The sequence below is a fragment of the Neobacillus sp. 114 genome, from assembly GCF_030127045.1.
GTDB lineage: Bacteria > Bacillota > Bacilli > Bacillales > Cytobacillaceae > Neobacillus > Neobacillus rhizophilus.
On the sequence record NZ_CP126144.1, the window covers coordinates 2,490,247 to 2,504,030 of the forward strand.

A 13,784-nucleotide genomic window follows, 5' to 3' on the forward strand; every position below is an offset into this window, starting at 1 on the left:
GTTCTATCGGACAAAACATCTGGGAATTCCATGAAAAATATCCATAGAGCCACACTATTTGGCAAAATTCAAATTAATAGCCTGACGTAACAAATACCTAGGAGGATTTGACACATGATTGAAATCAAAGTACCAGAGCTCGCGGAATCCATTTCAGAAGGAACCATTTCACAATGGCTCATTAATATTGGAGACAAAGTCACCAAGGGTAATAGTATCGTAGAGTTGGAAACGGACAAAGTAAATATTGAATTAAATGCCGAAGACTCAGGGGTTGTCACTAAGCTATTAAAAGAGCCTGGTGATACAGTAGAAGTTGGCGATGTTATTGCCATTATCGAAGAGAATGCAGCTGAAGGAACTGCACCGGCTGCTCCGACAGCAGCACCGGAAAAACCGGCACAAGAAACAAACAATCAACCAATCACCCAGCCTGAGCCGGAACTTTCTCTAGCCGCCCGTCCGATTGCTTCACCAGCGGCAAGAAAATTGGCAAGAGAGTTGGGAATTGATTTACACCAAGTAAACAGCAGTGACCCGCTTGGCAGAATTCGTCCAGATGATGTGAAAGCACATACGCAAACACCAGCAGTTCCGGAAGCACCAAAAGTAGAAAAGGCAAGCCCAAAACCTGCCGCACAACAAATAGATGTTGAGTTTGATAAACCAGTAGAACGTGTAAAAATGTCCCGCCGTCGTCAAACGATCGCTAAGCGCTTAGTGGAGGTCCAGCATACTGCTGCGATGCTAACTACTTTTAATGAAGTGGACATGTCCGCCATTATGGATTTACGTAATAAGCGGAAGGATGCATTCCTTGAAAAACATGGTGTTCGTTTAGGGTTTATGTCCTTCTTTACAAAGGCCGTGGTTTCAGCCTTAAAGCAATACCCTCTTTTAAATGCTGAAATTCAAGGCGATGAATTAATTCTTAAAAAGTTTTATGATATCGGAATTGCCGTAGCAGCCCCAGAGGGTTTGGTTGTACCAGTTGTCCGTAATGCCAACCAGAAAAACTTTGCCGAAATCGAGCAAGAAATCAGCACTCTTGGTAAAAAGGCTCGTGATAACGCCCTTACTTTAAATGATTTACAAGGCGGAACATTTACGATCACAAACGGTGGAGTTTTCGGTTCATTAATGTCAACACCGATTTTGAATAGCCCGCAAGTGGGTATTCTCGGAATGCATAAAATTCAAACAAGACCGGTTGCAATTGATGCAGAACGAATGGAAAACCGTCCAATGATGTATATTGCCTTGTCTTACGATCACCGAATTGTAGACGGAAAAGAGGCTGTCAGCTTCCTGGCAGCAGTAAAAGAATTATTGGAAGATCCGCACTCTTTATTATTAGAGGGATAAAAAATAAAAGACTTGCAAGGTGTGTTCTAACTCAGGGCACACCTTTTTCATGTGTTTTGTTCGGGATGATACTGAGCGATCACTCCCGTTTTTTAGAGAAGAGAAGATAATGGAGAAAAAATTAGGGCTTTACTTGGTAATAGGAAATATTCGAAGCGAGATTGACTTCTTCTAGTTGTTTTTGTATCTAATAAATTTATATAAAAGTACGTCCCTAATTAAGAACAAAACTTTTGTCATCCAATTAATCATAAATAATACTTATTTCTGTAGATTAATGTATATTTAGGTAGTGAAATGTCGGATGATTTAGATTAATAACACTCGAATTGTTCTTTATAATGAATATTATGTACAAGTTCTTTTAATGTTAAGAGGGGGAGAAAAATGAAAAAAAAAAGTTTTATCCAGCCTGGTCCTTAGTACGGCCCTATGTGCATCGTCATTATTTCCATTTACAGCGCAGCAGGCAGCATTCGCAGATAAAAAAGAGTCACCTGGAGTGGGTGTAGTTAGGGATAACTTTGATGTACCAAAGATTTCCGCTAATACAGATGCGCAACTTTTTGAAAGATTGGGTTATACAGTAGCTACGGACCGTTTATGGCAGCTTGAAATTATTAAACGCGGTGCGAAAGGGTCATTAGCAGAAATATTCGGCCAAAGTTACATAGCCGCCGACAAAAAGGTAAGACTACAAGGTTACACTGAAGACGAGTATAATCAGATTTATGCTTCTATGGGCCCAAAAGAACAAGAAGCGATTAGATCCTATGTAAAAGGGATTAATACAAGAATAGAAGAATGGAAGAGTAATCCAAATACTCTCCCTCTTGAGTTCAAAGCATTAAAGATTTTGCCCACGAATTGGGAGATTTCTGACTCCCTTGCAGCAGGGACTGCCATGATGCGTCGTTTCGGCACTATTGGCGGGTCAGAACTTACGAGGCTAAAAGATTTGCAGAAACTTATAGCTGCCCACGGACAAGTCGAAGGCTGGAAAATTTTTAATGACAGGTATTGGGCAAATGACCCGACCGCTCCGACCTATGTAAATAACGCTGCAGAGTAATAATAAAAATAAAGCAAGAATTTTTGATGAAAAAACAGCAGAGCAATATTTGGCCGGCCTTAAGAATGTTTCGGAGCAAGTCTCATCTTTTAGGAATTTAGAACAAAAAGCCGATAACGAGGCAAAAAAATTAGGTTTAAGTGCAACAGCTCAACTCGCCAGTTTCGCGTGGGTCGTTTCCGGGGATAAAACGCAATCAGGCCGCCCGATGTTATCTGGGAATCCACAAATGGGATTCGATTATCCTAGTATTGTTTATGAAGCGCATTTAACTGGAGGCTCAGGTTATGATGTTGAGGGCTTTAACGTTGTAGGTATGCCGGTAATTGCCATTGGGATGAACGACCATTTGGCATGGTCCTTTATGGTTGGTATGGGTGACAATGTTGACATCTATCAAGAAACACTAAATCCAAACAATAAAAACCAATATATGTATAAAGGAAAATGGGTTGATTTCGAAAAACATGTTGAAACGATATCAGTTGCAGGTGGAGGCTCTGTTCAATACACAGTTTACCGTTCGGTACATGGTCCTGTAATTGCTCCTGTAGATTTTGACCCGAACGTTTATACAGGTGACAAGGTATTTACCTGGAAATCAGCACATTGGATGAAGGATGCCGGCAGTATCGGTGGATTTTTAGAGTTGATGAAATCTAGTTCAGTCAAAGACCTTATTAAAGGATCAAAAGAGGTTTACACATCCCTTCATATGGTCGGTGCAGATGATAAAGGAAATATAGGCTATACACAAGCTGGATTAGTGCCGGTCCGTCCGGCCAACTCTGATTTCCGTCTTCCATTAAGTGGTGAAGGGGATATGGAGTGGACCGGAGAGTATCTACCAAATCCTGTTGCTATAAATCCTGAGAAAGGGTTTGTAACCGGCTGGAATGGCAAATCCACGCCATCATCTAACAATCCCGATTCCCGTTATTTTGGTCCATATAATCGTGGGCTCTGGCTAGAACGCGAGTTAAAAGATATGAAAAATATGACTATGGAAGATATGCTAAAGGTCCAAAAGAAAATTGGGACCGAGATGGGAACATCAGGAGGACTATATGAAGCTGGTATTCTCATTACTGACCTATTACCGCTTTTGGATAATGCCCTAAAAGGTGTTCCGAAAGAGGATGCTAACTATGAAAAATTGAATAGTGCATATCAATTGCTAGCAAATTGGAATGGGCATGGTATTGATGATGTAGTTACCAGTACCCAGCTTAAACCGGAACAATTAATATTTGATAAATGGATTGCTACATTATTGAGTAGTGTGTTTGATGATGAATTAAAGGGCTTGGTTACATTTACCTCTACTGAAGACGATCGGATTAATATGCTTTTACGCGCTTTGAATGAACAAACATTATCGTCGCGGAACTATTTTGACAACATCAAAACACCTGAAATTGAAACTAAAGAGCAGCTCGTTTTACAAAGCTTTATAGGTGCACTAGAGCAGCTTTCAACTCAGTTTAAAACTCATGATATTAGTAAATGGCAGTTATCCAGACCAAAGACCAGCATAACTCATCCATTATTCAATAAGATTGGTGAATTCCCGACTCAAACATCAGGAACCTATTCCTTTATGGTAAAATTCGTCGAAAAAAATGCCAATAGTAATGGGATTACTGTTCCGGTAGGAATGAGCCGCTGGCCATATGGAATCAATGCTTATATTGGTTTGAACCAAAGTGGAACTCCAGATATTACTAATCCAAATTTATGGAAAATGTTAAATCTTTATCGGAACTATGAATACCGTCAGATGAGTAATTTTAAATAGTCATACAATTTAAGTTGAACCAGTCTGACCCAAAAGCTGTTTGAATAACGACTCTTTTGGGTCAGTTTTTATTTCCAATCTTTAAGCATTTTGTAGCCATAATGCAGGCTGTTTCAATTTTTCCACGATTACCTGATAGAAAATGTTCCATATTTTCCTGCAGCCCTTCTGCCTCAATTTCTACTGTTCCATTTTCCAAATTCCGCACCCATCCGTAGATACCATAAAAACCTGCTTTTCGGAGGGTGAATTGCCTAAAACCCACACCTTGGACAAGCCCGTTTACGACAATTTTATACCGAATCATTGTTATTTTAGACCCCCTTTAATTCCATTCGAAGAATCTGTGAATTATATATTACTTACTCACGAAACGGCAAAAAGTAATTCATTTTTAGTTATCTACCATTTCACCCCAATTAAAATACAGCTTACCCCAAGAAAGATCCACAATATTTTTACAATCGATAATTCTCCACCTGCCATTCCAAGAACGCCGATGGTGGTTGTCAATATGAGGATCACTGGCCCGACCAGTGCAAGTGAACTATTTACGATTAGAGCTTTTTCAATTGAATTAAATTTTATCATCAGCACAGCAGCAAATATTTCGATACTGCCAGACAAGACCCTCAACATAGCCATGGCCAAAACAGCTTTTTCAATAAAAATAAACATATGTAACCCCCTGAAAACAGTTAGTCATTCTCATTATATGAAGACAATCCGTATACAAGGACAAGTTTTTAAAAATACCAAAAGGGATAATTTTCAACTACTGGGTAATATTAAAAATGGTTTTGAAATATCCACGGCCAAAATTATTGACACGGAGGACTCCAATGAAGAAATTAAAAAAATTGAAATCCTCTAAAGAAAAATCCCTATCAAGTGATGAGACACATAAGGAAATTCAAGCTGATTTAAAGGATAATATAGAAATTTTAAAAGAGCTGTTTCAGGATTGTACCGATGTTGTCTTCCGTCCGTTGATTGCCGGCAACGTCCATGCCTATTTGCTGTTTGTAGATGGCTTTGTAGATACGAAAGCAATTGAACTTCATGGGTTAAAACAACTGATAGAAGAAAATGAAGTGAACCGGATTACAGCAGATTTTTTAACAGAAAGAGTTATTTCGATCAGTTCTGTATCTGAAACAATCAAATTGGATGATGTGGTTAAAAACGTATTGAAAGCCAATACCGTACTTTTGGTTGATGGGCTGACGAAGGCGATAATTTTTGATGCTAAAGGGGGAGAAAGAAGAGGGGTTTCAGAGCCCACTACAGAATCCGCCGTCCGTGGACCGCGTGAAGGGTTTACCGAAATATTAAGGGTAAACACGGCTCTGGTCCGCCATAAGATCCGCTCCAATCGATTAAAAATTCTTTCAAAAGACGTCGGAGAAGAAACCCAAACGAACTTAGCCATTTTGTATGTGGAAGGTTTGGCGCCCCCGGAATTAGTGGAAGAAGTCCTCTCAAGGGTTGAGCGAATAAAAATCGATGGGATATTAGAAAGCGGCTATATTGAAGAGTTCATTGAGGATAGTGCTTGGAGCATGTTTCCCCAAATCCAAAACACCGAGAGACCTGATACAGTGGCTGCTAACCTCCTCGAGGGCAGAATTGCCATCATCGTTGACGGGACACCTTTTGTATTAATTTTGCCGGCAACCTTTTGGCAGTTTTTTCAGTCAAGTGAAGATTATTACGACCGGTTTCATATTTTTATTTTTTTAAGGTTGCTCAGAATTTCCTTCGTGTTTATTGCCATCACATTACCGGGTATTTATGTCGCTGTAACCACCTATCACCAGGAGATGATTCCCACTTCGCTTCTTTTATCGATTGCCGCAAGCCGGGAAGCCATACCGTTTCCCATGTTTGTAGAAGCATTGATTATGGAATTGGCGTTTGAAGCATTGCGGGAAGCGGGAATTCGACTTCCACAAATTGTCGGACAGGCAGTAGGGATTCTTGGTGCTCTGGTTATTGGACAGGCGGCTGTAGAAGCCGGTATAGTTTCCGCGCCAACGGTTATTATGATTGCGCTTACGGGCATCGCATCATTCACAATTCCAAGGTACAATATGTCCATTTCTGTACGGATGCTCCGCTTTCCGCTGATGATTCTAGGCGGTATGTTTGGACTGTTTGGTGTAGTATTGGGATTCCTGATTATTTTGACACATTTATGCAAATTACGGTCGTTTGGGATTCCATATTTTTGGCCTATCGCCCCAATGTCATTTAAAGCTCTAAAGGATACCTTAATCAGGGTCCCATGGTGGGCAATGAACGAGAGACCAAATCAGTTGGTAAAAGAGGATGTAATCAGACAAGCTGATCATTTAATGCCTAGCCCTCCAAAGGCTGGCGAAGAAGGGAGTCCCTCATGAAGAAGGCCCGGATTTTATTATTGATCCTGTTCCTTCTCATACCACTAACGGGCTGTTGGGATCGAACGGAAATAAACGATTTGGCATTTGTAGTTGGAACGGGAGTTGATAAGGGCCCGAAGCAGCAATACCGTTTTTCGGTGCAGGTACCCTTGCCAAGCTCTTTAGGCGGAACAGGCTCGAGCGGGGGAGGCGGCGGGACTAGCGGTGAGGGGCCTTTTCTTATCGCAACCGGGACTGGTCGAAACATCAGGGAAGGTGTTGAAGACATCCAGGCAAGATTATCAAGAAAGCTTTATTTTGCTCACCGCAGGGTCTTGGTAATTGGTGAGGATCAGGCAAAAGAAGGAATAAGGGAAATTCTTAATGCTGTTTTTACCCAGCCTCAGTCAAGATTATCAACCTTTCTAATTGTTTCAAAAGGAGAGGCTGTTAAAATGTTAAAAGCCCAGCCGCGAATGGAACTATCGTCCGCTGAAGCGATGCGGGAAATGGCCAAAGCAGGTGCGAACTTGACCGTGATGGATGTCCTGCAAAATTTAGACCGGCAAGGAAAGTCTCTGATCATTCCGATGGTTGAACCAACTGGGACATTAAAAAAGGAAAGGGATGGAAAAGAGGTACTAATGGGCAGATTTGCTGTGTTTAAGGCTGACAAGCTTTCCTTCTTTACAAGTAAAAGGGAATCTCACGGCATCTTATGGCTGCTCGAACGGATGAAAAAGAAAAGCTATTCTTTTTCCGTTTCGAAAAATAAGGAAATGACAGTTCATATTAACGAAAATAGTGTCCACCCAAACTTAAAAATAGTGAATGGGAACCCTGAATTTGCCGTTTCCGTCAGGGTAACAGGGCATCTGGTGGAAAACGAAGCAAATTTACGAATCGAAGACCCAGCAACCTATAACAAAATTATTGAAAATATGGAAGAGAAAATAAAGAATGATATCCATTCAATATTAAAACGTGCTCATACACAAGGTATAGATATTTATGGATTCGGATGGTTTTTATTTAAACGTCATCATCAAAAATGGGAGCATGAGTGGAAGCAGAATTGGAAATCGATGCTGCCTCACTTAAAGGTAACGGTTATGGTGGACGCCGATATTCAAAGAACGACGAATACCGGGAATGTGGAAAGGAACTAACGTATGGATATAGCGATTGTTTGGTTATCTCTTACCATTTATGTTGTGATTATTTTCAAGGCGAAAATTATTGATAAAAAAGAGCGTAAATGGGTGTTCCTGTTCATTATTTTAACTGTCGGATGCACTGTTTTGACGGGACTGCATCTTTCATTAAATAGTGTTACCGTATTTTTAAATGATTCATTTGGAAGGCTGTCAAGAATGGTTGTGAACATATGAAGGAAAAAATCTCCAATCTTCAGTTAATCTTTTTAATCGCAAACTTTATTATGAGTGCAGCCATAATCAGCCTGCCGCAAATCATCGTTCATACGGGACGGCAGAACGCTTGGCTTGTCCCGATTCTTTCATTTCCATTTTTTCTATTGATCATTTATCTGATTTTTGGAAAGAAAGGGAAGGCGGAACGGTTTGAACATCTTTTTGCCATTGGGAAAAAAGGGAGCCTTTTGGAAAAAGGGATCATCATTTTATTTTTCTTTTTAGCTTTATTCGTTTTTGTACGTGATTTACGGGCGCTTGTTGATTTTGTGGCATCCGTACTTTTGCCAAACACCCCTATTAATATGTTAATGGTTCTTTCGACCTTGGTCATCATTTATATCAGCATGGCTGGAATAGAGGTGATTGCAAGAATTAATGCCATCCATTTTTTTATTCTCATCATTGTGGTCCTTTTCCTGCCATTTCTTTTGCTAAACGAACTGGATGCGGGAAATTTGCAGCCGCTCCCTGGCCTGCGCTCATTTAAAGCATTAACGAAATCTGTTTTTATATCCTTCTCCTGGATAGGGGAACTGTTTTTTTTCATTCTGATTATCGCAAATGTGAACCCGCTAAAGGCAGCCCGAAAAGCAGTAATAACCGGTACAGCTTTGGGTGTGTTTCTGTTTTTGATTGTTCTTATTTTAAACATCTCGGTTTTAGGAACAAAAATAGTCCGGGAGGCAGCCTATCCAACCTACGTACTTGTCCAGCAAATCAACTTAACTGATTTTCTTGACCGGCTGGATTTAGTCATTGTGTCAGTATGGATCCCGGTTTTATTCTGCAAAGTCGCCTTTCTAATGTATGCGATTAATTTTTGTTTTAGTTATTTCTATAAATCCAATACAAATAAATTTCTTCCGCCTATTGCGTTAACTCTCGGGTATTTGTCGATTTTATTGTTTAAAAACAGCATGGAACATATCCATTTTTCCTTTTATGCCTGGAATTCACTAGGAATCTTTTTGGAAGGATGCATTGTTATTTTATTTCTTTTTTTGAAAAGAATGGTTCTTAAAAGGAAGGAAGCTAAACCAGCTAATACGTCTTAAATGAGGAAAGAAACACGGTATAAACACCGTGTTTCTTTATGGGATACAACTTGTTGTTAGATTAATTTGATACCACTAAATAAAATCATTAAAGCCATGATTGTTCTTAGTGGTTTTGCAGGAAACTTTGATGATAATGTACTTCCAATTAGAACCCCAGGGATGGAGCCTAATAACAGATTCAGTGTTAATAAATAATCGACATTGCCGATTCCGGCGTGCATAAAACCCGCTGCGGTAACTAATAAAAATGCATGGGCTATATCAGTTCCAACCAGTTCCGACGAACCCATCCGGTACAAGTAAAGCATCGCTATGGCAAATAATGATCCAGAACCAATAGAAGTTAATCCGACTATAAAGCCTAATACCGCTCCAATTGTAATAGTTAGTGCCTTTTTTTCCTCCTGGGGTTTCATCTGCATAGGATTCCACTCAATTTTCTTTTTCATAAAGGTTTTAAATAGGGTGGCCGCCGCAACCAAAATAAGTACATATCCAAGGGCATGCTTGATAATCTGCTCCTGGTTATGGAAAAAGGAATCAAATAAATGAAGCAGTCCAACCGCTAAAAGGGCGCTGGGGATGCTGCCGATGGCAAGATACTTAACAAGTTTAAGATTGATGGTTTTCTGCCGCCAATGCTGGATGGAACCAAATAGTTTTGTAATCGAGTTATAAAATAAGTCTGTACCAACTGCTATCGAAGGACTGATTCCTAATAAAATGAGGATTGGTGTTAAAAGGGCAGCCCCGCCAACCCCAGTTAATCCGACCATAAAGCCAATGAAAAGCCCCATGATGATAATGCCGACACTCATAGGCAAACACTCCTATTTCTCTAAACTGCATTTCATCAATAAAATATGAAGTAGTCAAATGCCTTGTCAGCCCATTTATTCAAATAAAAAAGAGGACAACAGCCCTCTTTTGCGAAAAATATTATTATTCTTCTTCTTCCTCACTCAATTTAATTTTCTTACAGCCAACATATAAACAAGAGAAAATATCAACCCCTGGTTTAGCTTTTGTCATTCCTTTAATATAAGGGGTAACAAGATCCTTAAAGTCGAGTCCGACCCCCTCTTCCTCCAAAATTCCATACACGAACAGTTTTTTCTCATCAAATAAGAAGGCAACATTGCCGACTGCCTTATTGGTGGAATCGACAACATTTAGGACTTGAAAATGAGGAGTGATGACTTCAGGTGAAAAATATATTTGCACTGTTTTCAGCTCCCTTACGTAAACTGCAATTTTTCAAATAGCGTATCATTTTCCTTTTCCTTCGAAGACTCTTTTTTCGCCACATGAATCAGAACCATACATAGCAAAGCGCAAATGAGGGTTAACCCGGCTGTCGTTAAAAACATTCCGGACCGTGACCAATCCATTAATTTACTAAAGATGGGCGGCCCAATGGCAACTCCTAAGAAACGGACCGAGCCATATAAGGAGGTGACGAATCCTCTCCTGTCTGCCGGAACCGAGCCGGTAATAAAGCTGTTAATGCAAGGCAGCACAAGCCCTGTTCCGATACTGCTTATAACAAGTACAGAAAAGAATGGAACCAGCTTTTTAAAGAAAATTAACGATGCAAATGAGCCGGTCATCAAGAGAAGTCCAATAATAATCAATGCTTTCATCAGCTTCATTCTCTTGCCGATTTTACTTCCTGTGATGTAAGAGGTTGTGGTCATAAATAAAAGTGGGATGGCCAGGATGGCCCCCTTTAATATTCCATCAATTTGATAGTCCTTTTCAAGAATATCTGAAATGTAAAATAAAATGCCAAATAAAGTAAATAAGCATACAGCTCCTGTCAAGTAAGCGGCAAATAGCCAGCGGCCTTCAGTTTTAAAAACAGAAACAAGGCCTTTTACATATTTTCCAACTGGCGGCGGCTCTTTTTTTGTTTTCTTTTCCTTGATAAAAAAGATCGTTAATAACACGGATAAGAAACAGAAAATCGGAAAGGCAAAGAAGGCGGCGTACCAGAAAATGAGGGCCAATAACGAGCCGATTATTGGACTAATCACTTTGCCAAAACCGTTTGATGCTTCTACTAACCCTAATACCTTACTTTGTTCTCCGCCTTTAAATAAATCTCCTGTTAACGCCATGGCAATAGGCGCTGTTCCCGCTGCGCCTATTCCTTGCATGATTCTGCCGGCAAGAATCCAAGTATAGGAGCTGCCAAACCACGCTGCTGAAGCTCCTGCTAAAAGCCCGCCGATACCATATAAAATGAGGGCCGGGATGATGACCGCTTTCCTTGAAAAACGATCAGAAAAATACCCTAATACCGGAATCGAAATGGCTGCTGCAATCGAAAACACCGAAATAACCAAACTTACCTGGAATTGAGAAATATCTAACTCCGATTTCATTTTTGGGAGGATTGGGATTAACATTGAGTTTCCTAAGACTAAAATCATCGGGATTGAACCAATTGCAAAAATCGTCATGCCTTTGTGTTTTTGTTTAGGCAATGGAGTGCACCCCTATCGTTGAAATAAGCTATTTTAGTGTGTGATTGCGGACATCAGTTTATACAAGGCGAATGCCTAATTTCTATGGAAAAGGCCCATTATCTACACATTCACCCAGTTTTTGAATAATCTATCCTAGAAAAAAAGAGGAGGCGTAATGCCTATGGATTTTTTAACACTTCCTGAACGGACTTCCGGCAGCCGAACTTATGGATTAACCTCTGTCGCCGACTTCGGAACTCCTATGGGAGAATTAAGGAATATATTGGCCGATTACAGCCATATCATTGACATTGCCAAAATTGGAATTGGTTCTGCGTATGTCACCCCCAATTTAAAGAAGAAGGTGGACCTGTATAAGGAATACGGAATCAAGCCTTATTGTGGAGGCACATTATTTGAAAAATGTTATTACCAAAACAAAATCCCGGAATACCTCTCTTATTTATGTGAACTTGGGATTGAATGGGTTGAAGTTTCAAATGGGACCTTGGATATTCCACTTGACCAGAGGCTGGAATTGATTTATTTTCTAAAAAATAATTTTAACGTGATTGCCGAGGTGGGATCGAAGGATACCGAGAAAGAGATGCCCATTTCAGAATGGAGAGCAGAAATCAAGCAATTGCTTGAGGCAGGTTGTCAATACGTTATTACAGAAGGGCGTGATTCCGGGACTTCCGGCATTTATGAAAAATGCGGTACGGTTAAGTCTGACCTGATTCAGGAATTAGTCAGAGATTTGGATCCGAATAAGATTATTTTCGAGGCGCCATCAGCAAAGCATCAAATGTATTTTATTAGGGAGTTTGGGCCTAATGTAAATTTGGGTAATGTGAAGCTTTCGGATGTTTTAATGTTGGAGGCGCAGCGCTGCGGCCTGAGAAGTGAAACATTTTATATGGAGGCACAGGAATGCAAATTACCTTAATCCGCCATTTGCCTACCGAATGGAATAACAACAATATGCTTCAAGGGAGAAGGGATATCGGAATTTCTCCGTTAACTGAGGAATTTCGCAAAGGCATTGCTGAAAACAAAAGCATGTTGAATGGTCTTGCTCCTTTTGAAGTTGTTTTGGCCAGCAGTTTAAAAAGAACACGACAAACAGCACAATGTTATGGGTTTCAGCCTGAAACCGAATGCTTATTGGATGAATTGGATTTTGGCCCATTTGAAGGCCAGCCAAAGGCAATGTTGATTGAAGCATTTGGAGATGCCTGGTTAGAGAACCCAAGCAAGCTGGTGTTAGGTGAAAGTATTCATAACCTTGAAAAACGCATTTCCATGTTCTTGGAGAAATATCGGGAATATAAAAACATGTTAGTATTTGGCCATGGCTGTTGGATTCGAGCTATGATTTCCTTTTCAAAGCATGGTCATATTGATGAGATGAACAAAGTATTATTGGAAAATAACTCCTTTGTAACGTTAACGATGGATTCATAATTAATTTGGAGGGGTGGGAATGGCTTCGATACTTACGTATGAAAATTGGGACGAACAAAAAATAGCAGAAATTAGCGGCCAAAGCAGGGATTATTTCGATATTTTAAAGTGGGCATATCAGGAATATGATGGCGAGGAAATTGTTTACGCTTGTAGCTTTGGAGCAGAAGGAATGGTGTTAATCGATTTAATTCATAAAGTTAATAAACAGGCAAAAATCATCTTCCTGGATACTGGCCTTCATTTCCCGCAAACGTATGAATTAATAAATCAGGTGAAGGAAAAATACCCTTCATTTAACATCACAATGTTAAAACCGAAGCTATCTTTATTGGAACAGGCAAAGGAGCACGGTGAAGAGCTTTGGCGTCATAATCCAAATTTGTGCTGCCAGATAAGAAAAGTTGCCCCTTTAAAGGAGGCGCTGCAGGGCGTAAAGGCATGGATTTCAGGGCTCAGAAGGGAACAATCGGCTATAAGGAGCAATACTCAGTACATCAATAAAGATGAAAAGTTCCATAATATCAAGATTTGTCCGCTTATTCATTGGACTTGGGATGATATATTGACGTACATCGACTTAAACAAATTGCCTTATAACCCATTACATGATAACGGTTATCCAAGTATCGGCTGCGCACCGTGTACCCAGCCGGTTACTGATTCTGGTGACCAGCGGGCGGGTCGCTGGGCGGGACAATCAAAAACGGAGTGCGGACTCCATTTAACTTAG

Annotated in this window: 15 protein-coding genes; 10 read left to right on the forward strand and 5 right to left on the reverse strand. The window is 40.2% G+C overall.

The window, feature by feature from the left end; genetic code table 11:
* The first annotated feature begins 114 nt into the window (after nt 1-114).
* The 3 genes from odhB to QNN06_RS12305 all read left to right on the forward strand — a co-directional run bounded on the left by odhB (nt 115) and on the right by QNN06_RS12305 (nt 4,235).
* Nucleotides 115-1,365: a 2-oxoglutarate dehydrogenase complex dihydrolipoyllysine-residue succinyltransferase gene (gene odhB / locus QNN06_RS12295; RefSeq protein ID WP_213116088.1), complete on the forward strand. Its 1,251-nt coding sequence runs from the start codon at nt 115-117 to the stop codon at nt 1,363-1,365.
* 502 nt (nt 1,366-1,867) lie between these two features.
* On the forward strand, nt 1,868-2,437 hold the full coding sequence (locus QNN06_RS12300; RefSeq protein WP_284037651.1) for a penicillin acylase family protein: 570 nt from the start codon (nt 1,868-1,870) through the stop codon (nt 2,435-2,437).
* A gap of 49 nt (nt 2,438-2,486) precedes the next feature.
* Nucleotides 2,487-4,235, forward strand: coding sequence for a penicillin acylase family protein (locus tag QNN06_RS12305; RefSeq protein WP_284037652.1), 1,749 nt, complete (start codon nt 2,487-2,489; stop codon nt 4,233-4,235).
* Between the two features lie 61 nt (nt 4,236-4,296).
* Here QNN06_RS12305 and QNN06_RS12310 read toward each other — a convergent pair whose 3' ends face one another.
* The gene (locus tag QNN06_RS12310) at nt 4,297-4,542 is read right to left on the reverse strand and encodes an acylphosphatase (RefSeq protein WP_284037653.1); all 246 of its coding nucleotides are present in this window, start codon (nt 4,540-4,542) and stop codon (nt 4,297-4,299) included.
* Between the two features lie 95 nt (nt 4,543-4,637).
* Nucleotides 4,638-4,913 (reverse strand): YqhV family protein, encoded by a 276-nt coding sequence (locus QNN06_RS12315; RefSeq protein ID WP_213116087.1) that lies wholly within the window; start codon nt 4,911-4,913, stop codon nt 4,638-4,640.
* A gap of 164 nt (nt 4,914-5,077) precedes the next feature.
* On the opposite strand from QNN06_RS12315, the gene QNN06_RS12320 reads away from it, so the two are divergent.
* Genes QNN06_RS12320 through QNN06_RS12335 form a run of 4 tightly spaced genes read left to right on the forward strand, consistent with a single transcriptional unit; the run spans nt 5,078 to nt 9,110 of the window.
* Nucleotides 5,078-6,637: a spore germination protein gene (locus tag QNN06_RS12320; protein WP_217034124.1), complete on the forward strand. Its 1,560-nt coding sequence runs from the start codon at nt 5,078-5,080 to the stop codon at nt 6,635-6,637.
* Nucleotides 6,634-7,788, forward strand: coding sequence for a Ger(x)C family spore germination protein (locus QNN06_RS12325; RefSeq protein WP_284037654.1), 1,155 nt, complete (start codon nt 6,634-6,636; stop codon nt 7,786-7,788). The genes QNN06_RS12320 and QNN06_RS12325 overlap by 4 nt, the downstream gene beginning before the upstream one ends.
* 3 nt (nt 7,789-7,791) lie before the next feature.
* Complete coding sequence (locus tag QNN06_RS12330) at nt 7,792-8,010, forward strand: hypothetical protein (RefSeq protein ID WP_213116084.1); 219 nt, start codon at nt 7,792-7,794, stop codon at nt 8,008-8,010.
* Nucleotides 8,007-9,110 carry a GerAB/ArcD/ProY family transporter gene (locus tag QNN06_RS12335; RefSeq protein WP_284037655.1) on the forward strand — a complete coding sequence of 368 codons (1,104 nt, stop codon included), beginning with the start codon at nt 8,007-8,009 and terminating at the stop codon, nt 9,108-9,110. Before QNN06_RS12330 ends, QNN06_RS12335 begins: the two co-directional genes overlap by 4 nt.
* Before the next feature lie 56 nt (nt 9,111-9,166).
* Here the strand turns inward: QNN06_RS12335 and QNN06_RS12340 are convergent, their stop codons facing one another.
* The 3 genes from QNN06_RS12340 to QNN06_RS12350 form a co-directional block, all read right to left on the reverse strand.
* Nucleotides 9,167-9,931 (reverse strand): sulfite exporter TauE/SafE family protein, encoded by a 765-nt coding sequence (locus tag QNN06_RS12340; protein ID WP_213116082.1) that lies wholly within the window; start codon nt 9,929-9,931, stop codon nt 9,167-9,169.
* Nucleotides 9,932-10,055: 124 nt separating this feature from the next.
* A complete protein-coding gene (locus tag QNN06_RS12345; RefSeq protein ID WP_284037656.1) occupies nt 10,056-10,337 on the reverse strand; it encodes a hypothetical protein in 282 nt (93 codons plus the stop codon).
* Nucleotides 10,338-10,351: 14 nt separating this feature from the next.
* Complete coding sequence (locus tag QNN06_RS12350; RefSeq protein ID WP_307852012.1) at nt 10,352-11,578, reverse strand: MFS transporter; 1,227 nt, start codon at nt 11,576-11,578, stop codon at nt 10,352-10,354.
* Nucleotides 11,579-11,765: 187 nt separating this feature from the next.
* On the opposite strand from QNN06_RS12350, the gene QNN06_RS12355 reads away from it, so the two are divergent.
* Genes QNN06_RS12355 through QNN06_RS12365 form a run of 3 tightly spaced genes read left to right on the forward strand, consistent with a single transcriptional unit; the run spans nt 11,766 to nt 13,784 of the window.
* Entirely contained in the window at nt 11,766-12,533 is a 768-nt protein-coding gene (locus QNN06_RS12355) for a phosphosulfolactate synthase (RefSeq protein ID WP_213116079.1), read from the forward strand.
* Nucleotides 12,518-13,051 (forward strand): histidine phosphatase family protein, encoded by a 534-nt coding sequence (locus tag QNN06_RS12360; RefSeq protein WP_213116078.1) that lies wholly within the window; start codon nt 12,518-12,520, stop codon nt 13,049-13,051. Before QNN06_RS12355 ends, QNN06_RS12360 begins: the two co-directional genes overlap by 16 nt.
* A 19-nt stretch (nt 13,052-13,070) precedes the next feature.
* A complete protein-coding gene (locus tag QNN06_RS12365; protein WP_284037657.1) occupies nt 13,071-13,784 on the forward strand; it encodes a phosphoadenylyl-sulfate reductase in 714 nt (237 codons plus the stop codon).

Coding starts and splice junctions, on each gene's coding strand:
- QNN06_RS12320 (WP_217034124.1), top strand. CDS start 5,078: ATGAAGAAATTAAAAAAATTGAAATCCTCTAAAGAAAAATCCCTATCA.
- QNN06_RS12355 (WP_213116079.1), top strand. CDS start 11,766: ATGGATTTTTTAACACTTCCTGAACGGACTTCCGGCAGCCGAACTTAT.
- QNN06_RS12365 (WP_284037657.1), top strand. CDS start 13,071: ATGGCTTCGATACTTACGTATGAAAATTGGGACGAACAAAAAATAGCA.
- QNN06_RS12340 (WP_213116082.1), bottom strand. CDS start 9,931: ATGAGTGTCGGCATTATCATCATGGGGCTTTTCATTGGCTTTATGGTC.
- odhB (WP_213116088.1), top strand. CDS start 115: ATGATTGAAATCAAAGTACCAGAGCTCGCGGAATCCATTTCAGAAGGA.
- QNN06_RS12310 (WP_284037653.1), bottom strand. CDS start 4,542: ATGATTCGGTATAAAATTGTCGTAAACGGGCTTGTCCAAGGTGTGGGT.
- QNN06_RS12335 (WP_284037655.1), top strand. CDS start 8,007: ATGAAGGAAAAAATCTCCAATCTTCAGTTAATCTTTTTAATCGCAAAC.
- QNN06_RS12360 (WP_213116078.1), top strand. CDS start 12,518: ATGCAAATTACCTTAATCCGCCATTTGCCTACCGAATGGAATAACAAC.
- QNN06_RS12315 (WP_213116087.1), bottom strand. CDS start 4,913: ATGTTTATTTTTATTGAAAAAGCTGTTTTGGCCATGGCTATGTTGAGG.
- QNN06_RS12330 (WP_213116084.1), top strand. CDS start 7,792: ATGGATATAGCGATTGTTTGGTTATCTCTTACCATTTATGTTGTGATT.
- QNN06_RS12350 (WP_307852012.1), bottom strand. CDS start 11,578: ATGACGATTTTTGCAATTGGTTCAATCCCGATGATTTTAGTCTTAGGA.
- QNN06_RS12325 (WP_284037654.1), top strand. CDS start 6,634: ATGAAGAAGGCCCGGATTTTATTATTGATCCTGTTCCTTCTCATACCA.